The following is a 22,701-nucleotide window of genomic DNA, read 5'->3' as shown; positions in this document are numbered from 1 at the left end:
TTAAAAATACCTTCTAAGGCCAAAAATTAGTACTTTATCTCACCTATCATATTGTTTATAAAGAAAATATTTTGGTCAGACCCCTATGCCTGTATTTTCGGGCACCATTACTTTTGAGAAAATATTTTGGTCAGACCCCTATACCATTGTTTTAACGATATAATTTTTTTCCGCTTTGATGTCGATGCTATTAATTCTCAACAAAAAACGGCTCTACAGCTCTGTGCTCTTTTACATAATGAAGAGTAAATAGCATTACTTCTTGCGCATGGGGCATCTCAAATTACAGGTCCATCCCCGTTCTGATTCACAAGGATTTATCGTGAACTTATTGCAAGCCTGTGTGACTAGCGACAGCAAGGCCTTTTAGGCTATAGCCTCGTTAATTTATGAGGTTTAGCAGATGTTAAAAAGCGTCATAAATCGATGCATCACAAGGCCTTGATTTTAAAGGGTTGTGAGACTATAGTGCTTGGCTTCGAACCAAGGTGTCGGGAATTTTGAAAGAGGTCTTAGTCACATCCTTGTGACCTGGTATCTTCCTTGATACCTTTGTTGATTCCTATCAACAATCCTTGTTTGTCCTCTCAATCTAATCCTAACACAATTTAAAAGAAGATCATTAAGTTGGTTGCTCTATGTTTTGTAAGATATCTCTTGGGATATCAGCAGAAAAGGACTATGGTTTGGTCAGACTATCAATATATGTGCTCCATTTTTCCAATGCCTCTTGTCTTCGAGGTAGCATTTCGTTTTTGTTGTAGGTTGCCATGATCTTAGGCATTTTAGGGCCTAAACATTTTTCAATGACCACTGGATCTGCCTAGCATTTTAACGGGAATTTTTATTTTATCAGAGCCGCCAACTCTTGGGGTTCAGTTAAATTCTTATAGTCTGTCGATGTCCTCAAAATTTATTATTGGAAGTTATAACTCCTGGTGAATTTGTCTTTAAAAGCAACATTGCTGAAGAGCCTGAGACGTGGGAGACTTTTGAATACCCAAGTTTGTCTATCATCGGAAAACCTGGAGAATTTAATCTAAAGTCTATCCTTAAATTTGACGAACATTATGATAGTTCTAGCCCTGTGCTTACTTTTGAATTGACTCAAAGCTCCACATCTTTCAGGGGTGAAAGTTTAAAATAATTAAACTTTTTTGAATCAATGCGATTTGTCTTAATCAGGCATAAAAGTAGTGTTTAGCAAGCGTAGGTCGATTCCTCAGGGCCCAACCTACGCTTGCTAAATTGTGTAGTCCAGACGTTCCAGATGATTATTCATCATGGAGTCATTTTGCAGTATGATGAAAGAAGTCTAAGTATTTCAAGGATGAATTTTGATTGATGATGAGCTGAAATCAAAGCCAGGGTTATTTACGGCCATAGGCATTGGTGTAGGATGTATGATTGGAAGTGGTTGGCTTTTTGCGGCCTATTATGCAGCAAAATATGTCGGTCCGGCTTCCTACCTTTCCTGGTTAGTCGGCGCGGCTTTAGCCATGATATTAGCCCTGTTATTGGCTGAAATTGCTAGCATGTTAAAACAAAATGCATTATTTGCGCGCTTACTGACCATTAGTCACAATAACAATGATTTTGGCTTTGTCATTGCTATTTCGAGTTGGTTGGGGATGGTGATCGTCGTTCCAGCAGAGGCATCAGCAACCATTCAATACTTAAGTACGGCGATCCCCCATTTGACCCCCTATTTTTTTCACCACCATCAACACACAGCATTAGGAACGGGGTTAGTTATTGTTTTGGTTATCGTGTATACCTTATTAAATTTTGGGGGTATTAAAAGCATGGCCAAGGCCAGTAACATCATTGCTATTTTAAAGATCGTCATTCCATTACTGACCGCTGTCTTATTAATGTCAATTTCCTTTAATACGAGTAATTTTACCTCACAAGGGGTTGCGCCTTATGGGTATGGACGTGTATTTAGTGGGGTCATTGTTTGTGGTATTTTTTATGCTTTCTATGGATTTTCCATGGTAGCCATGTTTAGCTCCGAATTAGAAAGGCCGCGAAGAAATATACCGATTGCCCTGACAGCTTCTGTTTTAATATGTTTGATCATCTATTTACTCCTCCAGATGGCATTCATTGCCTCAATACCAACCGAAATGATTGCAAACGGTTGGAATCATATCAATTTTACCTCGCCTTTAGCACAGTTATTGATTCTTTTAAATATCAACATCTTGTCTTTGTGGGCTTATGTGCTTTATTTTGATTCGATTATTAGCCCTTCAGGGACCGGTATTTTATATATGGGGTCTTGTGCCAGAACACTGAAAGGGATGGCAAAGGATAAACAAATGCCCGTTTATTTCGACAAAAATCACCCCCAGTATCAACTATCACGGCGCGCCTTAATATTTACAACGTTGGTCTGTTGCACAATGGTCGTATTTTTTAAAAACTGGCAAACCATCATGATTGTTGTTTCCGTTTTCCAGGTAATCTCTTGTGTGGCTATTCCCCTATCATTTGTTAAATTGCGAACAACTAAACCAAATGAAGAGAGACCCTTCCGGGTCATTTTTGGATTGAGCTTAAGTTTTATTGTTTATATGGCGATGTCCTATCTATTAATCCAAGCAACTATTGAGGCGCTGGCTTTAGCGTTAATCATGCATCTTGTTTTTTTTATATTTTACATCTTGAGTTTTTATGGGAAACAGCTAAGAAATTTCTATCGTTCCTTTGGATCATCCTGGACTTTATTTGCTTATATGGCCTATGCCTTAGTCATTGGCTATATAAGCCATCATCATTTGCTGGCAGATTGGTTGCAAGGTATTTTATTTATTCTTGGATTTAGTGTCTTATATGTGTTTTTGTTAGGCCAGAAAAATTTGAATAAAAATAGATATGATGAAAATGAGGACGCTATAAGGATGATAGGAGAATTATCGATATAAAATAAGTAAGTAGGCCTAGTAATTTGTATAGTTGATTTTCTTTTATCCCAAGTCCGCTTGTTAGTACCGTTCCAAACGTAAGGTTATAACTCTCTCAATGGAAACTTTAGGGTTCCATTGAGAGAGCTGTCGAAAAAGTTACTTATTTGACTGCGGCGGCTTTCTTTTCTTTTTCTTTGGCAATGACTGCTTCAGCTACACTGTTTGGGCAGGCAGCGTAATGAGAGAATTCCATTGAGAATTGACCACGGCCAGAAGTAAGCGTTCGCAGTGTACTGATGTATCCAAACATTTCTGAAAGAGGAACTTCCGCTTTAATGCGAATGCCTGATGCACTGGGTTCTTGGCCAGAAATCATGCCACGACGGCGGTTCAAATCACCGATAACGTTACCGACATCTTCTTCTGTACTGTAAACATCGACTTTCATGATGGGTTCAAGCAATTGTGGCCCAGCTTTTGGTATTGACTGTCGAAAAGCGCCTTTTGCTGCAATTTCGAACGCAATAGCAGATGAGTCAACAGCATGATAGGCACCATCGGTGAGGTCAATGAGAACATCTAGCACAGGGAAACCTGCCAAGGTACCGGTATCCATCATTGAACGGAAGCCTTTCTCGATTGCAGGGAAGAATTCCTTAGGAACGTTTCCACCGACAACGGATGTCTTGAAGGTGAATCCGGAATTTGGCTCACCAGGTTGAATCGTGTAATCAATCTTACCGTATTGACCTGCCCCACCTGATTGCTTTTTGTGGGTATAGCTGTCTTGAACCGATTTGGTAATGGTTTCGCGGTAAGCAACCTGAGGTTGACCTACGATTAATTCAACGCCGTAGGTGCGTTTCAGAATGTCTATTTTAATATCTAGGTGCAATTCACCCATACCACGAAGAATGGTTTCACCCGAATCTTCATCCGTTTCAACCCTAAACGTTGGGTCTTCGGCAACCATCTTACCAATCGCGATCGCCATCTTCTCGGTAGCGCCTTTATCTTTTGGCGCAACGGCGATAGAGATTACTGGCTCAGGGAAGACCATTGCTTCCAGCGTACATTCATTATTAGGATCGCAAAGCGTGTGACCGGTTCGAACGTTTTTCATGCCAACGATGGCAAGAATGTCACCCGCCTCAGCACTTTGTAATTCATTACGCTCATCCGCCTGCATCTCAACCATGCGGCCGACACGCTCTGTTTTACCCGTGAATGAGTTAAGGATGGTATCTCCTTTATTCAGTCTTCCTGAGTAGATACGGATGAACGTAAGCGCACCAAAACGGTCATCCATAATTTTGAATGCTAACGCACGGAATGGCTCATCAGGCGATACAAGAGCAAACTTGCCTGTTGGCTCACCTTCTTCATTGGTTAAAGGTTGTGGGTTTACTTCATGAGGAGCAGGTAAATAGTCAACGACCGCATCCAATAAGAGCTGCATCCCTTTATTTTTGAAGGCCGAACCACAGTAGGTTGGGAAGAAGGTTAATTCAAGCGTACCTTTACGAATACAACGCTTAATTTCTTCTATTGAAGGCTCTTCTCCTTCTAAATAACCCATTAGCAATTCATCATCCATCTCAAGCGCAGTCTCAATCAATTGAGCACGATAGGTTTCAACGTCGTCATGCATGTCTGCGGGTACGTCAGTAATATTGAAATTTTCTGGCAAGCCAGTTTCATCCCAAACATACGCTTGACGAGTGAGTAGGTCGACAACCCCAACAAAGCTGTCTTCAAATCCAATAGGTAAGGTCATAATTAATGGTTTTGCACCCAACACCTTTTTAATCTGCTCAGTCACTTTCAAGAAATTCGCACCGATACGGTCGAGTTTGTTTACGAAAATCAAGCGAGATACTTTTGAATTGTTCGCATAACGCCAGTTAGTCTCAGATTGAGGCTCAACACCGCCGGAACCACAGAATACCCCAATTCCACCATCGAGTACCTTGAGTGAACGGTATACTTCAACCGTGAAGTCGACGTGTCCGGGGGTATCGATAATGTTGAAACGATTACCTTTCCAGTAGCAAGTAACCGCTGCCGATTGGATGGTAATACCGCGTTCTGCTTCCTGTACCATGAAATCGGTCGTTGATTCACCATCGTGAACCTCACCAATTTTGTGGATTTTACCCGTCAGCTTAAGAATACGTTCGGTAGTCGTTGTTTTTCCTGCATCTACGTGGGCGAAGATACCAATGTTTCTATAAAGATTTAAGTCAGTCATAGCGCTCTTATATGTTAAAATGAATAAAAATTTGTCGCGTATTATACAGTATTTTATCTGAAATTTCAGCAAAATAATGCTATTAAGGTGTATATATTTTTTTCTCCTAAGAATTCAAGAGGGTAAATCATTTAATTCCTCAGAATTTGATTCATTAATCGTAACTCGTTATAGTCAATCTATCCTAAATATCTGTTAGTTGCCATGTCTGAAAAAACCTATTGGATATATATTTTACAATGCAGCAATCAAAGCTATTACACAGGCTATACCGATAATCTTGAAAAACGCTTTCAAGATCACCTTGCTGGAAAAGGAAGTAAATATACTCGAAGTTTCAAACCCCTTTCTATCGCGCAATACTGGGAAATTAAAGGAACTAAAGCGGATGCTATGCGTATTGAGCGTTACATTAAAACACTATCTAAAGCGCAAAAGGAAGCATTGATACAAAATCCAAACTCGGAACTTATTATTAGCATGCGAGTGGCGGGTGACTGAGCAATAACCGAGATTTACAGCCCATCCTATTTAACCCTTGGCGATTTAAAAACAATATACCCGACAGGAACCAAAGACCATCAGAATATTAAAGTTGATGTGCAGGATAAGTTAGATGCGTTAGTTGAATTAGACACCCAGTTCTCTCAATCAGCGACTAATTTTAATTTCTCGTCATAAAAACGGCTTGTCTGCAAATCGAGATAGCCTGTTATATGCGACTATTTCCCATTAATAATGTGGCTGCCTCCATCAACAAACATAATATCTCCTGTCATATAATCTGCATCGGCCAGATACAAAACCGCTTTGGCAACGTCATCTGGTTGTCCCCATCGTTTCAGTAAAGTTCGTTCGGCAGACTTCATTTGCATATCTAACGAGTATTCTTCTGGCGGTAAAACAGGGCCTGGGGCTATGGCATTATCGCGTACAAAGGGGGCAAGCTCTAGGGCTAGATATTGGGTTAAACTGGCCAGAGCAGCTTTTGAAACGCCATGAAACATCCTATTTTTACAAGGGTAAAAGGCAAATAAATCAATAATATTTATAATGAGTCCGCTTTCTTGCGCAAGCATGATTTTTGCCGCTTCATTTGCACAATAAAGACTTCCCCAAACAGCAACTCCTAAGGAATCATGGAACGGTTGAAAGTCATCGCAGGGAAATGAATGACTTTCATAGAGTGAGGCACTGTTGACCAGCAAATCAAGTCGACCGAATTGCGTTTTTATTTGGTCAAACATGCCTTGAACGGCCAGTTGTGATTGGATATCGGCTTTGACAACCAAGCAGTGGCGGCCACATTTTTCAACCTGTTGCTTCAATTCGTGTGCCTGTGTATCGGATGCATGGTGGTTAATGACAACATCGTAGCCATTTTCAGCAAGTTTTTCGACGATGCTTCGTCCAACACGTTTTGCACCGCCAGTCACTAATGCTATTTTGTTATTGTTTTTCATGGCAGTTTCCTTAAATTATCAAGATGTCGTTATATTTGCTCAGCCCCGAGAGCCAGCCCACATTCGCTGCAGGCGAAATGTGGGCCCCTAAACTCAGTTAATAGATTGTAACTGCGGGTATAGTCATGTTGAGCATGACACTAACCATCAATATCGTTTCTGCCCCTGTTGGTAAGTGGATTGATCAAGCTACTTATAAGCCGCCCTTGATTTCGGGTCTCATTTTAATGCTCATTGCTTGTGGGATGATGGCTTGGACACAGGCGCTAACACTTGCTCCCTATCTTATATTCTCCCTCTTTCTTGCCGGTGTTTTGGCCGCATTTCTCATACCAGCAACTGCAACGGATTGTTTTCAAATGGTCAAACCGGAAAAAGCAGGCGTTGCAATGGGAGTATTATTTACCTGTGGTTTTTTAGGTAATTCCTTTGGCGTCGCTATATCGGGTTCCATCATGGACGAGCATTCCATTATGAAAGTCTTCAGTTATGCCATGATCGTGTGTGCTATCTTGGTTTTTCTCTCACTTTTTATGAGTTTGGCAATCCCAAAGGAAACATCCGCAGCGCCATAACGAACATATACAAATGTTAGGGTGGGGCTTCTAAATGCAGCTCCCTAATATTGCCTGTCTGCAATAAAAAATATTTTTCATACAGTCAGTTAATTGATCCAAGCCCCCGCATTAAATTATTTCTAATAGCTACAATTTCTTGGTTTGAGTTATTGCATCACTTTTTTGAGAATGGATTTCATCGGCCATATCAAATAAGGCTTGATTGTTTAATACGCGATCCCCATAAACGTTTGCTTGTATCACACCACGATAAAAGAAATTGGTCCCCGAGGGTGCGTTTTTCCTAAAGGTGGCATTGACAACAAGCTCATTTAAGACCGTTTCGAGCACCTTATTTTTGTGGTCGAGGTTGGCATGGTTTGTAAAATATTCATCGTACAACGAAAAAATGATGGATTCTAAATCGTACTTTTTTTCTGCCGTTTCAATTTTAAGTAAGGCATTACTGACAAGGTCGAATAAGATTTTATCTTCTTCACCTTGAAAGACGCTACTTAATGCGAGGTTAAGTGCTTCCTTAAATGCTTGCATGCTGTATGATTTTCGTGAAACAAAACTGGAAATAAAGGCGCTTTCTGGCAACTCCCCTTTTGGAAAATAGCGCATCTTTCTATGTTCAGCTTTTAGGTAGTTATCCCAAAACTTTTTAGTTTCTGGGTTTATCCAGGGTGCATCGGCTTTCTCAAGGACTCCCGTTTTAGAATTAGTCCGCCAAAATTGAACACAGTCTTTTAAATTATCGTAATACCTTGCTATAAATTTGAGTTCTGACTCAGTAACAGAGACATCCGCTCGATTGCGATTGGGGGCGGAAAATAACGCCATATCAATGTCATCTAAGACATAATGAATTTTATTATGATTCTTTTTGGCCCATAGTATGCCAAGCTTGCATAATAATTTATGTTCAGACCAACCTCTGACAAACGGCTCTGGCTTTTGAGGATATAGGGAAGGCAATATTTCCTTTCTAAATTCATCAAAAAAGATAAAATCGTGTTTGCTTGCTTTTTCATAATCATTTCGGTTGATGACCCAATCGGAAAAGGGATTGATGATGAGTAATTGATGTCTGTCATGAGGGGGTAGTGTTTTTAATAGCGCATTATATATGGGATTTCTTCCTTTATCGGGAGGAAGCCCACTGTGAAGACCATACAAAAAATCGCCAGGGGTAAATTCTTTAGCCAAGCTGGATACCAGTTTCGATGCTTCAAGCTGCTCATCCTCAGTCAGTTTTTCCTTTGCTAATTCAATTTCATCCGGGTTTTGGTTTTCTGATAGATCCATAGTTGAATCACTAAAATTGCCTAGGATGGATTGGATATATTGATTCACTTTATGTCCAACATCGTTATGGCTTAGGTCAAATTCACAATGCAAGTCCAATTCCAAAATGGCATGCAATAACGTGATGGCTCCTTCGTTGGAAATATAATTGTGGTTAAGATTGATAACTTCTATACCTGGATATTCGCGTAGGAGTAAGATGAGAGCTGGAATGTCTGAATCTCTTAAAGCACAAGAGCTAAAATCTAATTCCCGTAGTTCAGAATGGTGCTCTTTTAGAATTAGACCAAGAAATAAGGATAAATATTGGTTTTTCCAACGATTGATTTTGACTGCTAACACGGGATCCTTGCATTCTTGGGTCAAAAAGTGTTTGCATTGGCTATAAACGTCGATATTGATAGGCGTTTCATCTGACGGGAGATGAGATTTTTTACGTAAATGTGAAGGAAGGGTGTCTTCAGAAATTGGTTTATCTTCTTCAATATATAATGTTCCATTTTTGAAGTAGATTAATGGCATAATAATAACCAAATAGATTAACCTATAATCATTATAGCAAAGCAGTACTCCTAATTTGTTCAAACCTGATTTGTAAAGGTTCCGTAATGTTTAATTTCTGAAACGAAAAAGCGACGATTTATGATTATCAACCCCTTTTTTTAATGATAATCTATATTATTTTTAGATAAAGTGTGTATTTATGGGTTTTTTTGGGCAGGAAATAGCTAGCAAGAAGGATATTCCCAATCTAGGTGAAATTGAAGATTCGCTAAGGCACTTTTTGACCAGTGATAAACAGATAGCGATGTCAAAATATTATAGTTTCTACTTCGCTGTTGAAGCGCGAATGGCGCTCTTTGAGAAAGCATATCAAGAGGCGGATACACCGAGTAAGCAAAAGGTGGTAATTAGGCAATTTAATCGGTATTTTCAAGCCTGGAAAGCTTGTTTAAATGAGATCAATCCTAAGAAAATTGACAGCCACATAAAGCACTATCACGACTCGCGTTATTACCAGCCAATTGGATGTTTTGACTACCACCACCCCAGTGCAAAACAAATAGGAATCAGTGCAGCGTTTATTGGGTTAAGTGTATTAGGGGTTCTTGGCGGCATTTTTGTGATGCCTTATTGTTTGCCCGTTGGAATTGCGATGATAGCTTTATTTAGTATCGCTATCGCCTCGGCCTTAGCCATATTGGCAAGCTCAAATTACCTTGAGGAAGTACCCTTCAAAGAAAAGGAAACGCAATTGTTCGAAGATGGGGTTCAGATTGTCAATGAGATATTAGGACGTGGTACCGTATACGGTAATGAAGAGCATTTATCTTTTACCAGATAGACTGGCTAAAGAGACAAACAACATTTTCAAAGACAAAAACAAGATGGATGAAAGGGAGTGATCAAATTTTAGCGGCGCTTTTGTTCTATCGATTATGGCAAAAAGGGGTTGAATCTCCCCACTTGGATATACAGCGAATTGAGCTCAATGACATAAAAATTCAAGACGATAATGGTTTATACACTTCCCCACCCATGGTCGTCATGTACCATAGCGATAGCTTAGAGCTTGGAAAACCTTCCTCATCAAACTACGCGATTGTTCGTGTTGATGCTTTAAACTTGTACGACCAGTCTGGTGATTCTGTCATTACTGACAAGGAATTGAATTTGAGTGAGTTATTGAAAATAGCTGATTGTAATATTCGCTTTGCAATAGAGGATGTTAGCAACTCAAACCGCTATTTGAAGAGTTCGATAGTCACCTGACGCCAGTGATTAATGAATTAAAAACGGAATATCAATCTGTCAAAATTTAGCCAGGACTTCTAAATAACTTCCCTCAATTTCCCATCTCCCCGGAAATGGGGAGATGGGCTTTTGCGTAAGTCCTGTTAGCGTCATTTTTTTCACTTGCGCATGGTTTTTCAATGATGGGCTATAATTGTGGACAGGATGTTTGTTTTTAGGAATGTTGGGTATGGCTGCAATAGGTCATCTTAGGAGAAGAAAATGAAAATCAAACAAGCAATGTCAGCAGTTGTCGCCGTGGTCAGTTTATTGATGACCTCTCCCATCTTTGCTGAGCATCAAATGGGCCAGCGGGGAGGTCCGTGCATGATGAAGATGAAAAAAGTAATGGACCAGATGAATTTAACTTCCGAACAACGTGATAAAATTCGCGCTATCAGACAGTCTATGCACTCTCAACTGATGGCTAGTCGGGATGATATGAAATCGTTTCGAACCCAAATGCTTGCTTTGGTGATGAGTGATAACCTAGACGAGGCGGCATTGAATGAGTTAATCAACAAAAAAACCGCGGCAATGGCGAAAAAAATGAAATTGCGCATGATGTTTGAACATCAGGTGTATCAAATGCTAAATCCCGACCAAAAAATTATTTACAAACAAGCGATGGAGCAAATTCCAAAGAATTGCGGACGAGGTAAAATGAATTATAAAAATTTCTAAACCGATATTTGTTTCCCTGATGGATGATTTTGTTATTATTCCACGCCATCCTCCGCACAGGCCTTTTTCCCGTAAATTCTATATTAGGATAGAAGAGACAGGCATGGGCGGAGGATTGCAATTAGGTGAATTGTCCATTCAAAAATTTACATATTGCGCTTGATGTCTGAGCGATTCTTAGGCTTATTCCAGAAACCTTGATGTACCATAGCCGAGATCGGCTCAAAAACCGGGCCGACTATTTTTATGGGGGTTTTTGCATAATGGATTAAGTCTTCCGAAGGAACGATGAAATGGCCTGATTTGGTGATAGCTCCTAAGCCATGAGCTGAAAGGCCAAAGACGATAGTACCTACCCCAGTCCAAACAGCGCCACCAGTACACATCGCACAAGGTTCGGTGCTTGTCACGAGGATGGATTGAAAATCGGATCTATTTTTTGACATGTTTGTAAAACAGATGGATCAGCGTGATGAGGATAAAAATAGTGGCAGAAACCAAAATAAAGAGGATATAGAGCTTGTAAACATACTGGGTTTCACTTGTGGTAAATGCAAAAGGGCTAATTAATTCGGGTGTATATGTCAATTTTAGTATGCCATTGATCATCAGTGCTGCTGCCCAAATAATTCTAAAGATAAATTTATTACCAAAAAAATCGTCGAGTATATAACTGAGACCACTAATCCCCAATGTCAAACCTAAAAGAAAATTGATATGGATATTATACTCAATGACGTATTGGCCCAAAATGCCAGGAACGTGGTGGGTAAATACATAATAACCACAAGTGATAAGAATTAGACCGAAAGCCAGACCCACGAACCGGCCTTTTATAATTTTTTCATGTTTCAGTATGACCAGCATGGATGCAAAGGAAAAAATAAAAGTAACAAGTAAATTTCTTGTCGCTATGTTTGTTAGATAAAACATATCGACGAAAATATGTAAAAAGTCACTAAACCCTAGTGTATACCAGAGTTGTATAACGGAAACTGGAAAAATTAGAAAAAGTATCAATGGCCAAACATATTTCTCATCGAGGCTGTTGATATCTTTTTCATACCCTTCGATTAAAGCAACAAAACCAGTCAGTATAAGACAACAGCCCGTTAGCAAACTAAGATGGGTTATTGCGGTATGCAAATCTGCTAAAGGTAAATCTTCCATAATGTTAACCATATCCTAAGTATGTTTTACATAGTATAACAAGTATAGGATTCTTCGCTATAGATATACCCGTGATCATTCAAAAAGCGAGTTTTCTGCTTTTTCTTTTTCGCCCATGCCTCGTTAAAACACCCAGCCTGAAGTCAATCGGCTTCGTTTAAGTGAGATACCAAAAAGCGATAAAGTATGATAGACTGTTCATTAATTGACCTCTGTGTGAGGTAGGTGCTCGAAGGTAACGAAATGGTGAAGACGGTTGATGTTTTAATAGTCGGTGGGGGTATTTCAGGGTTGACCCTGGCTAACTTACTTATTCATGCCAATCATAACGTTAAATATCGTATCACACTATTTGAATCTCAGGCGCAATGTAATCAGTCTAAAACCAGCGTGGGGGGCGGCATTGGTCTATGGCCGCCGAGTCAAGCAGTGCTCCGCAATATACCCAATTACGAGCAGTTAATAGCGCAAGTTTCCCAAGCCATGCCACCACCAAGTTATAGGGACTCCCAAGGGAATCTATTGGCAAAAGCGTCGACAGAATTTCATGTTAATTTTCCTGTTCAAAGCTTAAATCGTGATGATTTAATCAAGTTTCTATTAGCGGGTTTAAAAAATAGGGACGATGTTACCATTGTGACTTCGCAAAAGGTCAATCACTACGAACGAGAAAATAATAAAGTTATCATCAAGACAGCGGATAATCAAACATATCAAGGGGATCTCTTAATTGCCTGCGATGGTATTCATTCAAAAATCAGAAATTGTTTAATGTCTGAATTGGCATTACCACCAGTTCATGAGACGGATCTGGGGTATACGTATTTTCGTGCAAACATGCAAGTTCCCATTGACACGAATCAAAAATGGTGGTCACAAGCAATTGAAACCTGGGGAAGTTATCAGTCGAAAGAATATGGGAATCACGAAATTAGATTCGGCTATGTTCCCTTAAAACCACCAACGGTCTTCTGGTTCATAGCCGTTAAAACGCAAAAAAATCACCCCTATTTGTCACCCATTGAAAGCGTTGAGTTAGTGAATGAAAAAACAAAACAATTTTTAGTGGATTTGGTTCGCTCTTGGAAACCGATTTTGACTGATTCTGATGAGGTTGTTGTTGATTATGCCCAATTAATTCATTTAACCAAAGATATACTCAGAACGGACATTGCTAAAATTGAAGGCGTTGAAACATTTCCTTGGACATCTAAAGATAAGCGGGTTGTCTTGCTAGGTGATGCTGCCCACGCAACAGCACCAAATATTGCCCAGGGAGCCGGCTTGTGTATAGAAGATGCTGCCTGCCTAACCTCAAAATTGAATCGTGTGGATTATTTACAGGGGATCTCGGAATATGAGCAAGAAAGAAAGGCGCGCGCAGAGTCTGTTCAAAAAGTGGCGGATTTAATTGCTTCCGTGGGCCAATCGCAAAATGCGTTGGTTAAGTCATTAAGAAATGGCGTGATGCGGATGGGGACTTATCTTTTGCCAACATTACAGCAAGGCCTATTTGAATATGCCGTATCTTACAGCTTAGGCGGCTCAAAGAAGCTAAGATACTGGCAAGCACCGCCATTATCGATAACCAATGGCCAACCGGCATCCTTGTTTAGCCGCGTATTTTCAGATAGCCATTTACTGGACAAACACGTCAGCCAGTTTAAAAACGCAAGTTCCGGTGGCAGGGGCTATGGTGTCGTTTCGGTCGAAAGGCCTTCTTTCTTTTCAAAAGTTATCGGCAAATTGGTAGGTTTACCGCAGACTATGGTGGAACAACCATTTTATGCTGAAGTGACCAATTTATCGGCTAATTTGCAACGTTGGAAGCGAGTTTTTGGGTATAAAACGCCCCAACAAAAAACCTATTCAACAACGCAGTCGTCTTATTGTGCTTTTAACCGACAGATGTATTTAAGCGAAGGCGTCGGCGGTTTTTTTGATAAAGCATTTCGCTTTGTTTACAAAATCAATCGTCAATCCGATAAATCCCTCAAATATGAATCGGAAGGAATGACCTTCTTTGACTTCTTCAAAATTCCATTGCCTTCGTTTTTATTACCAAAATCTGAATGGGTCGAAAAACCAACGACAAAGGGGTGGGAATTTGATGGTAAAATATCCTACCCTTTAATAGGGACCTTGATGCATTATAACGGCCAATTTGAGATTGAAAATACGCAAGCTCTACCCAAACGCCGATTAATTATTGCGGGTGGCTCGGGCATGATTGGTAAAGAAGTTTGCTTGGAGTTTCTCCAAAAAGGATATGATGTCTATTGCTTAAGCCGTTCATTAGCGACCCGGGTCAATCTTGAAGGTGTTAAAGTCCGAGCATTGAATGATGATTGGTCTGATCTTATTGATAAAAATACAATAATCGTCAATTTAAGTGGCTCAAACCCTGGTGCCAAACGATGGACCTCTTTCGTTAAAACAGAGATTGCGGAATCGCGCTATCAAGTTATCGATACAATCATTCATAACATCGATAAAGCGAAAGAAAAGCCATTAAAGTATCTACAAGCTTCTGCCGTAGGCATTTATGGTAATGCAAAGGATTTATTATTGACAGAGCAAAGCGAACCGGTTGTTGATAGTGAATCGGGAACCAAGTTCAGAGTCACTGTCTGCCAGGAAATCGAAAAAAGAGCTGCCCAAGCGAATTGCCCGGTCGTTAATTTAAGAATTGGCCATGTGCTGTCGAATGAAGGCGGGCTATTGCCCTATTATCGAACTTCGGGTTTTTTCAATGTGAGTCGTTTTGGTTCTGGCAAGCAATTTGTGCCGTTTGTGCATGTCACAGACGTTGCCAAAGCAATTGAGTATATTGCCAAAAGCGATGATATGACCAATGGCGCAATCAACATAACCGCCCCACAACCTTGTCGCAACTCAGACATGTTGAAAGCATTGCGATTAACCAATTGGGTCCCAGGCTTACCGTTACCTGAGTCCGTGTTAAAATTTATCATTGGCGAGTCATCGGTCGTGTTAACCGACTCGGAACGAGTACAACCCAAGCGATTGCTAGATAGCGGATATCAATTTGATTATTGCACCATCCAAGAGTCACTAAACGGTTTGAAATAACGAGAGCCCCCCAATAACGCTCTTCCTTTTTCCAACTCTGTAGATAGGGAAGAAAGTGCGCAAAGAGCAGGGGAGAGGTTGTTGAAGCGACGATATTATTCGTATATCTTGCTCATAAAATGCCTTGTAAGACTATTTGGCGATCATTTTAGTTTGCAAATAACCTCATCTCAATTTAAAATCACTTTCTTTTAAAGTCTTTGATGCCATTGAGGTTGTGAAATATGGTTAATATCGTTCAATCCCCACCTGCGCGATTAGTATTTGCTTATGATGATATAAACAACAAATTTATCAAATGTCCGGTGAGTGAGATGGAGTCCGGAAAGCTGTATTTTCTAGTGGAACCTCGTAAAAATACAATCTCTGCGGGTACTTTTCAGAGCATGGATGCCAAAACGTATCAAAGAGAACATACTGCCTTACCGATTAAAGGGAACTCGTTATTATACTTGTTTGTTAAAAGCCATACTTATGCTTCTATCAAAGACGATAGGCTTACATGGCAGTCATCACCGGCATTAACCTCGCTATCCACCAGTTCGGATTATGATTTTGGCGTGAGTCATTTTGACGAAAAGCCTCTTGATAAGGAAAATTGTCCCTTTCCATTATTGCACAGCACCTCAATTATCACGAAACAACAACAAACCCAATTTTTTTCAGATATTCATCATGAGCTTGAAGATATGGCATTGTATTCATACCTGCAAAGCCTTTACTCGAATGCTAAATCAGTTGATGCTTTAGAGAAGTGGAAAAGCTTCAAAAAATTATATGAAGCCTATACCAAAACTTGGGATCCGATGCTTCGATGCCAATTAATTTATCGTGTTGCTAAAGCACAAAACCCTCAAATGGATGAAGTTGATATTCGCAGAGATTTGCTAAAAGAACAATTATTATCCTATCGACAACGAAGGGAGAAGAACCCAAACGAATATTACACCGTATGGGCAAGTATGTTTGGCGGTTCAAACCTTAGCAGAACAGCAAAATTAAATGCGGTGGACATTATGGTGGATGATATCTCCCATAATCAGTTTGATTTTGACAACGTTCCTCTCGCTGCACAAAATGGCGAATTGCACCAGTTATTGGAAAACTTCAAAGCATTTGAAAAAACGAGCAACACGTTAGCCCTCTAGTCCCACGATTGTTAATGTGAAGGCGGTTTTATCTCTTGTTCAGGGGGTTGGACCGGCTCTGGTTCCTTCATTTTTTTGCGTAAGGAAGGCGACGATGAGAAAATAGATATCGCACTGACATTGGTTGTAGACAGTGATGGCTCAGTACCTTTTTTCGTTTTAGGAGAGGCAGCCTGATGGGTGGTAAGCAGCTTATCAACGACTTCCTCAGGTGAATCTGGGCTTCTGGCTTCTTGTTTTGTTAATTTTCGTAGTTTGTTGATTGCCGAAATGAATGCAAGAGCCTCATGCCTGTCATGCTGTTTCTTCGAAACTTTTTTAACAGGTTGGTCTTTATTGTCATTGCTGGCAAAAATACCTTTAAAGAAGCTGGCAATTTTGCCAAATACAAATTTGATACCACTGGTGATGGCGTCTCTTAGATTAATGAACCAATTTGTCAATCCGTATCTACCCGTTCTTTCTCTGACTGGTTCAATCACGTGATCTCGAATGCGTTTGATATGCTTAATTTCAGCCGCATGATTACGTCGGTGTAATTCATTGGCATCGGGAAAGGCTAGTTGCAAACTGCGTAAGTAAGATAATCGACGTGACATATTAAGTACTTCCGAGTCGCTTTCCATGTGAATTTTTTTAACTCCCGGAGACAATAAATCATAGATCTTAGGTTGGATAGCATTGGGCGTTACATGACCTGGATTATTACCGTATGTTTCACTGACAATTTCGCCACGCATCCCATGCTGATTAAAGTGGCAGTGGCATTTGATCATTTCTTGGTGAAGATCAAAGGCTACCTGAAATACGTGTTTGAGCGGTAAACTGTCAAAATCATCATAGTCTTTTAGTAAGAATTGTTCAGCAATTTGCTGGGTATCGCCTTTTTGCAATAATTGGTTAAACTCGATTAATTTCTCCGCGCTTATCGGTTTATTGAACCCATACATGGCATCCAGCAAGGTCTCGAGTTCTTTTTGTTCAAATAATCCAATGGTGATAGAAAATTGATCTTTGATTAAAGGATGAGTCAGGGGTTTTAACAAGCGTTGTTCAATCAACGGATTTAATTGGGCTTTGTCCAAAAGCTTAAGCGGTGGATGCTCTTCAGGTGCTAATGAATTTAGAAATTCCGTGCATTCATCAAGCCTTGTATCAAGTTGTTTCACATCGGGTGCATGCTGGTGAAACAAATCATCTAAGCTATCGATATTGCCATCCGCCATTTTTAATTTAAAGGCAATGTCACGTCGTTTGTTCGGATCGCTCAAGATATCAACGATCGTTTTCAAATCGGTTTGGTTATAAGCCAGTTGTAATACATCGATAAATTGCGTGGTCGTTAAATATTCGCTCAGCACCTCAATTTCAGTCATATCTTGTAAACTTTCGAGCTGCTCATCGATAAATTGTGTCAAGTTTCGCAATTGCTCCGGTGTAAAATCGAGTAATTTCGTTTCAGATGGGCCAATGGCATTTAACCCATTAAAAATTTTAATTAAATGTGGCTTCATGATAGTGAAATCATCTGATTCGAGTGCTTGGAAGCTTTCTTGATTGACAACCATAAAGTCAAATAACGCCCCATCGGGAATCGTTTGACAATGGGAAATAAACTGCTGCCTTAGGCTATCATCTTGGATAAATTTTGCCAGCAAAGGAATCAACGTTTTTTTCGTAGGCTTTGAGAGCTGTTCTATGACATCCGTTTTTAATAAAGCACTTGGGTTCGTATCTTTTTGTGCAAACATTTGATTGATTTGTTCTTGCGCAGATTCTGCATTATCGGCAATAAAATCCATGGGTATCTCGGAAGCATCTGATACGGCGGCAACCAGTTTTTGCGGGTCCTGTGCCTCTTCTCCAAGCGCTAGTAACTTACTTGCGATAGCCTCCGATAAGGAAGGGTCTTGCTGTAATTTTTGTTCAAGCGTTTGATACTGATCCAGTGGCACTAACGTTGAGAAGGCTTTTAGAAAATTCTTATCTAAGACCAGATTGGCTGCGTAGGTTTTTTTTGTGGCTTCGATAAACCCGTTTTTACCGAAAAGACTGGGGAGTCCTGCGAAAACTACGGCTTTACCTAAGGCATAAGCGTTGGTGAAAGTGACTTTTTGCTTCTCTGCCAAAGCCGTTTTCATACTTTGACTTACTTGTTCTTCCACGGTTGCTGGGGATTGCGCGCTGTTAATGACTGATTTTGTTAATTTTGATAAAACAAAATTGGCAATGGTTTCGGGGGCGTCCCCTTTTTCTTGCATCGATTGCAAGTTTAATGAATCCTTTTTGATCAGCTCCTCAATTGCCTCATCGGTGATTTGATTGTGAATTGCCACTCTTTGGTCAAAGGGGCATAAATTAATCATGGCGGGAATCAGGCTCTTTTTAAAATGATGCTTCAATTGACCAAATTTTTCCGCATTCATTGCCTCAACGGGTGATTCTTCAAGGGTCTGGTGAAGCTTTGACATGCTTTCAACATATTGCTTGGCCAGTTCCTCGGGATTTTGAATCGCATTGACTCCTAAAGCCTGGTTGAATAATGCAAACAGGGCTTTGCTGTCGCTGATGTCAATGCCACCTTCTTCACCGCGAAGAAATTTGCCATGGCCTTGAAGAACGACTTTACAAAATTGTTGTCCAACTTCAATCGTCAAGCCATTTTTAAGCTTTTCAACATCTTCTGGCATTAAAAGCGGTAACATCTTTGTTTTCAAAGCTTCTATGAAATTAGGGCTTATCCCTTCTGATATTTCGGTACAAATTTCATCATCTAATAGTTGAGCGGGCCCTTGTTGCAATTTTTCCCGAAGCGCTTTGCCAAGATTAATGGTATCGATAAAAGCGGATTCATTTATATCGCGGGTTTCCTCAAATTGTTGGAAAAGTTGAACTAAGGTTTCTTTGACCTCTTTTTCGCTGATATCATCGCTGGATAGTTTTTCAAAGAGCTTTTCATTACGATGAAGGAACCCTAATAAATCAGGGTGTTTATTCAGAGCATTTGCGGCTATTTCTTGGTGGTCTTCCTTGACGAATTTCAACAAGATTGGTTTTAACGTGGATGTTTCATACTCAATGGCTTTCTTTTTAGCGTCTGGCATCAGATATTTTTTGGGATATTTTTCAATGAGTGCTTTCATCACATCACGCTGATGGCTAACCAGTGATTGGATCTCCGCGGCAACAAACATCTTTTTACTAAGCTGTTTAAAACTGGTGTTTGATAGGATTTTGTCATAAATCTTATCTGGCTGATGGTTATTGTTTTTCATCGCCTGATTAAATTCTGATTTTGTCCCACGCTGCGAAAACCAAAAGTAGATGGATGCAGCCGCATTCATCAAGTTACCTAAAAAATTGACAACCCCTGAAAGACGGTTTGGCGCTTCAACATTTTGTAGGTGTTCATCGAGACGTTTTTGCGCTTGGGCCAACACTTTTCCTAGCTGAGCTCGGCTGATGTTGATTTGATGGTTATTTAAGCTATTGATTTCCCTTAAGTCTTCACGAATCATATGCATGACTTTTTTGCGAAACACGTTTGTATCAAAACTCTCATCCGGCTCAACACCGGCATGGTATTCCGCAATAATGTCTTCTGCTAATTTATCGCCAAGCAGTTTTAAGTAGGCTTCACGGAACGTATTCATGCCTTGGAAATATTCTTTATAATAATCGTCTTTATCTAAGTTTTTCAGTGAAAAGGGGGAGGACTGGCCATTCCCTAGCGCATGAACGAACAGTGGCTCGACGGTTTCGTCCAGCCCTCTATTACGCCCTAATCCTTGTAATACCTTATCCGGTCCATTTAAACGTTGCCCGCCAAAATTACAAACACTAATGACGGTATGTAAATTTAAGTCGCTGAACCCTTCTGTTTTACGGTTACTGATATAAGCCCCCACAAAACCGAGCTTGAAGTACATGTCTGCTTGCGTTTCGGTGATGTCGGCATAATTGGGATGAAAGCGGGTTTCCGTAACTTCTGGGTTAAGTGCTTCAATAGATTTAAGCGGTCTTGTTTTTGCTTTTTCGGAGCGAACACCGCTTTCATCGTACAAGGGATACGTTTCACTGGTCATGCCCCAGAATGGTCTTGGGTTACCTTTGGCATCATGCTCGATGGGTAAGTCTTTGCTGCGCATATCATCCATGACACATAACACAAGATGCTTTTGGGCATACTGGTTAAAACGGTCTTCGATATTTCTTAAAATAAATACAGCCATTTTTTCGTCAGTCGGATCATTGGTTAAATAATGGTCGATTAAACTCGGTAAGTATTTATTTCCGTTAAATTGGGTTTTCAAATTGGTGGCAATGCCGGCTAATAGATGACTGATTTCTTTGGCCCCTTCGCCATCGATTTTTTTTAGCAAGGATTGCTCGTAGTGTTGCTGAGTCAGGTCTGCCTGGCCAATTTTTTTCACATCTATTTGATTTTTTGTTAATAATTGATTTTCAGTCACACTGAGGTCTGATATTTCTTTGACCCCGAATCGTAATAGTGCTAATAGCCTAAGCAAGTCAGGATTTTGTTGTCGGAGTTGGTTTAATTCGAGAAGATTCATGCCTAATGCGTCGGTTAAGACATGATCGATCATATTATGATAAATGGTTGCTTTCAGGTGTGCATCAATGGCTTGCTTTGCTTTCGAGCCTTCTCCTCGAGCTTCCATTTCTTCATCGTATAACGCTGAATCGACATCCTGAATGAGTAGTAATTCACCAATTTCTTTACGAGAATATAAGTTGCCATTCTCATAAACTTCACGACTAGCGGGTTCATTAACACGATGGCATAAATTAATGAGCGAGTCGGGGTCATCGACAATGAAAAGCATTTTCCTGCGAACAGATTGTTGTGTTTTGCCATTCACTGCTTGCGTCATGAATGGCAGATCATCCATAACTTGGATGGCTGCAGAGGTGGGTTGCTTTTGAATAGCATCTGAGATGAAAATGTTAAAGCGTCTCTTCAGACGGTTAAAAAATCCTTCCGTATTGGCGTTTTTATCGCTGGCTGACTTGGCCGTAATGGTGGCAATTTTGGGGACTTTTCCTTGTTTTGCTTCTTCTTTTTGCTTATTAGACATGGTGGCAATCGGGTTTTTACCACAAAGTTGATAGGTTTCTTCATTCGGGGTCGCTGTTAAAAAACAGGATAAAAATCTTTCAGAGAGATCGATAAGCCTTAATCGTCGACGCTCCACACGCATTAATAGATGTTGCTCGTCAAAACTTAGCATCACTTCTTGGGGATTGTAACTGTCTAATTGACCGAAATGTTCATCGAGCGTTTTAAACGCATCGCCGACCACGATATCCTTGTCTTGTCCTAAAAAACCTTCTTGACGATTAGGGTCTCCCAATCGGCCGATCTTTTCTTCGACAAAACTATCGGGTAATAACCGTTTAAGATCGCTGAAAAATTGATCCTCCAAACGACCAGGCACACCAAAAAAGCCTTTCATCCCGGCAGAGTGCAAGCTAACAAGCCATAATGCTTGCACAAATGTTTTACCCGAACCGGTGGCTAAGGCGACCAATAAGTTTGAAATATCTTCGTCAGCTTTGATGCGCTCATGAATTTTATGCAAGGTGACAAGGTGGGTGCGATAAAGTTGTAATTTGTCGCCGCCGACACGAATCGGCGCGCTTTTATCATGATTATCGATAGTAATATAGGGATGGGGCTTATTTAAATCAATTTCAATGGACTGGCTGGCCAGTAAGGCGACAACCTGCTCTTCATTGTTAGGGTTTTCGATGTCCTCATAAGTCATTAGCGAATGTGGCTTTTTTGGATCGATTTCGATGGAATAAGTGTCAGTATCTATTTTTTTTAAAGCGATTTTATAATCGGTATTGCCAATATGGACTGTTGCCTGCATTTTCCCTTCATGTATCATTTGGCGGGTAAAATCAGAGAGCGAAGACCCTTTAAAAATTTTTGCGGTTTCTGAACAATCAAGGGCTGCATAGCCATTATAAGTCCGCTCGACACCAGACAGTAACGTTGCTTTCGCTTCGCTGTTTAGTTTCATAGTAGTAGTGTGGTGAAAATATATATACATATAGTATAACAAATACCTTACCAAAATATTAAATGGCCATGATAGGATAAAAAAGATCACCATGTTTTAAAATATGCTGTTAAACGGGACGCAGTATGGATGCCGGCAGAGATTAGGGTTTTGCGTAAGCATTTCAGGCACTTGGTGCCGCACATCAGGATATAACTTTGTTACAAAAAAACCTCTCCCGCCCTTCGGGCACCCTCTCCTCGTTTCCGGGGAGAGGGGAAATTGAGGG

General features: G+C 40.3%; 14 protein-coding genes and 1 pseudogene. 8 read left to right on the top strand and 7 right to left on the bottom strand.

Going from position 1 to position 22,701, the window contains the following annotated elements:
• Positions 1-679: 679 nt before the first annotated feature.
• Positions 680-820 (bottom strand): annotated as a pseudogene (locus tag AB3348_RS09940) (site-specific integrase); the annotation flags it as partial.
• 517 nt (positions 821-1,337) lie between these two features.
• Here AB3348_RS09940 and AB3348_RS09935 point away from each other — a divergent pair.
• On the top strand, positions 1,338-2,930 hold the full coding sequence (locus AB3348_RS09935) for an APC family permease (RefSeq protein WP_367607453.1): 1,593 nt from the start codon (positions 1,338-1,340) through the stop codon (positions 2,928-2,930).
• A 142-nt stretch (positions 2,931-3,072) separates the two neighbouring features.
• Here the strand turns inward: AB3348_RS09935 and fusA are convergent, their stop codons facing one another.
• Positions 3,073-5,163, bottom strand: coding sequence for an elongation factor G (gene fusA / locus AB3348_RS09930; protein ID WP_367607452.1), 2,091 nt, complete (start codon positions 5,161-5,163; stop codon positions 3,073-3,075).
• A 204-nt stretch (positions 5,164-5,367) separates the two neighbouring features.
• Between fusA and AB3348_RS09925 the strand changes: the two genes are divergently transcribed.
• Positions 5,368-5,664 carry a GIY-YIG nuclease family protein gene (locus AB3348_RS09925; protein ID WP_367607451.1) on the top strand — a complete coding sequence of 99 codons (297 nt, stop codon included), beginning with the start codon at positions 5,368-5,370 and terminating at the stop codon, positions 5,662-5,664.
• Between the two features lie 221 nt (positions 5,665-5,885).
• On the opposite strand, the gene AB3348_RS09920 is transcribed toward AB3348_RS09925, so the two are convergent.
• Positions 5,886-6,626: an SDR family NAD(P)-dependent oxidoreductase gene (locus AB3348_RS09920; RefSeq protein ID WP_367607450.1), complete on the bottom strand. Its 741-nt coding sequence runs from the start codon at positions 6,624-6,626 to the stop codon at positions 5,886-5,888.
• 104 nt (positions 6,627-6,730) lie between these two features.
• Between AB3348_RS09920 and AB3348_RS09915 the strand changes: the two genes are divergently transcribed.
• The gene (locus tag AB3348_RS09915) at positions 6,731-7,201 is read left to right on the top strand and encodes an MFS transporter (protein ID WP_367607460.1); all 471 of its coding nucleotides are present in this window, start codon (positions 6,731-6,733) and stop codon (positions 7,199-7,201) included.
• Between the two features lie 129 nt (positions 7,202-7,330).
• On the opposite strand, the gene AB3348_RS09910 is transcribed toward AB3348_RS09915, so the two are convergent.
• Positions 7,331-9,016: a hypothetical protein gene (locus AB3348_RS09910; RefSeq protein ID WP_367607449.1), complete on the bottom strand. Its 1,686-nt coding sequence runs from the start codon at positions 9,014-9,016 to the stop codon at positions 7,331-7,333.
• Between the two features lie 181 nt (positions 9,017-9,197).
• Here AB3348_RS09910 and AB3348_RS09905 point away from each other — a divergent pair, with 181 nt between their 5' ends.
• From AB3348_RS09905 to AB3348_RS09895, 3 genes are all read left to right on the top strand, one after another.
• On the top strand, positions 9,198-9,839 hold the full coding sequence (locus AB3348_RS09905; protein WP_367607448.1) for a hypothetical protein: 642 nt from the start codon (positions 9,198-9,200) through the stop codon (positions 9,837-9,839).
• 47 nt (positions 9,840-9,886) lie between these two features.
• Positions 9,887-10,267, top strand: coding sequence for a hypothetical protein (locus AB3348_RS09900; protein ID WP_367607447.1), 381 nt, complete (start codon positions 9,887-9,889; stop codon positions 10,265-10,267).
• A gap of 243 nt (positions 10,268-10,510) precedes the next feature.
• Positions 10,511-10,972: a Spy/CpxP family protein refolding chaperone gene (locus AB3348_RS09895; protein ID WP_367607446.1), complete on the top strand. Its 462-nt coding sequence runs from the start codon at positions 10,511-10,513 to the stop codon at positions 10,970-10,972.
• Between the two features lie 146 nt (positions 10,973-11,118).
• Here AB3348_RS09895 and AB3348_RS09890 read toward each other — a convergent pair whose 3' ends face one another.
• Complete coding sequence (locus tag AB3348_RS09890) at positions 11,119-11,418, bottom strand: hypothetical protein (protein WP_367607445.1); 300 nt, start codon at positions 11,416-11,418, stop codon at positions 11,119-11,121.
• The gene (locus tag AB3348_RS09885) at positions 11,405-12,142 is read right to left on the bottom strand and encodes a hypothetical protein (RefSeq protein WP_367607444.1); all 738 of its coding nucleotides are present in this window, start codon (positions 12,140-12,142) and stop codon (positions 11,405-11,407) included. Before AB3348_RS09885 ends, AB3348_RS09890 begins: the two co-directional genes overlap by 14 nt.
• Before the next feature lie 243 nt (positions 12,143-12,385).
• Between AB3348_RS09885 and AB3348_RS09880 the strand changes: the two genes are divergently transcribed.
• Positions 12,386-15,235 (top strand): DUF1731 domain-containing protein, encoded by a 2,850-nt coding sequence (locus tag AB3348_RS09880; protein ID WP_367607443.1) that lies wholly within the window; start codon positions 12,386-12,388, stop codon positions 15,233-15,235.
• Between the two features lie 224 nt (positions 15,236-15,459).
• The gene (locus AB3348_RS09875; protein WP_367607442.1) at positions 15,460-16,383 is read left to right on the top strand and encodes a hypothetical protein; all 924 of its coding nucleotides are present in this window, start codon (positions 15,460-15,462) and stop codon (positions 16,381-16,383) included.
• An 11-nt stretch (positions 16,384-16,394) separates the two neighbouring features.
• Here the strand turns inward: AB3348_RS09875 and AB3348_RS09870 are convergent, their stop codons facing one another.
• Complete coding sequence (locus AB3348_RS09870; protein WP_367607441.1) at positions 16,395-22,433, bottom strand: DEAD/DEAH box helicase family protein; 6,039 nt, start codon at positions 22,431-22,433, stop codon at positions 16,395-16,397.
• Positions 22,434-22,701 lie beyond the last annotated feature (268 nt).

Origin of the sequence: Legionella sp. W05-934-2 (assembly GCF_964199965.1) — a bacterium.
Taxonomy (GTDB): domain Bacteria; phylum Pseudomonadota; class Gammaproteobacteria; order Legionellales; family Legionellaceae; genus JAFIFT01.
This window is presented reverse-complemented; position numbering and strand designations above follow the sequence as displayed.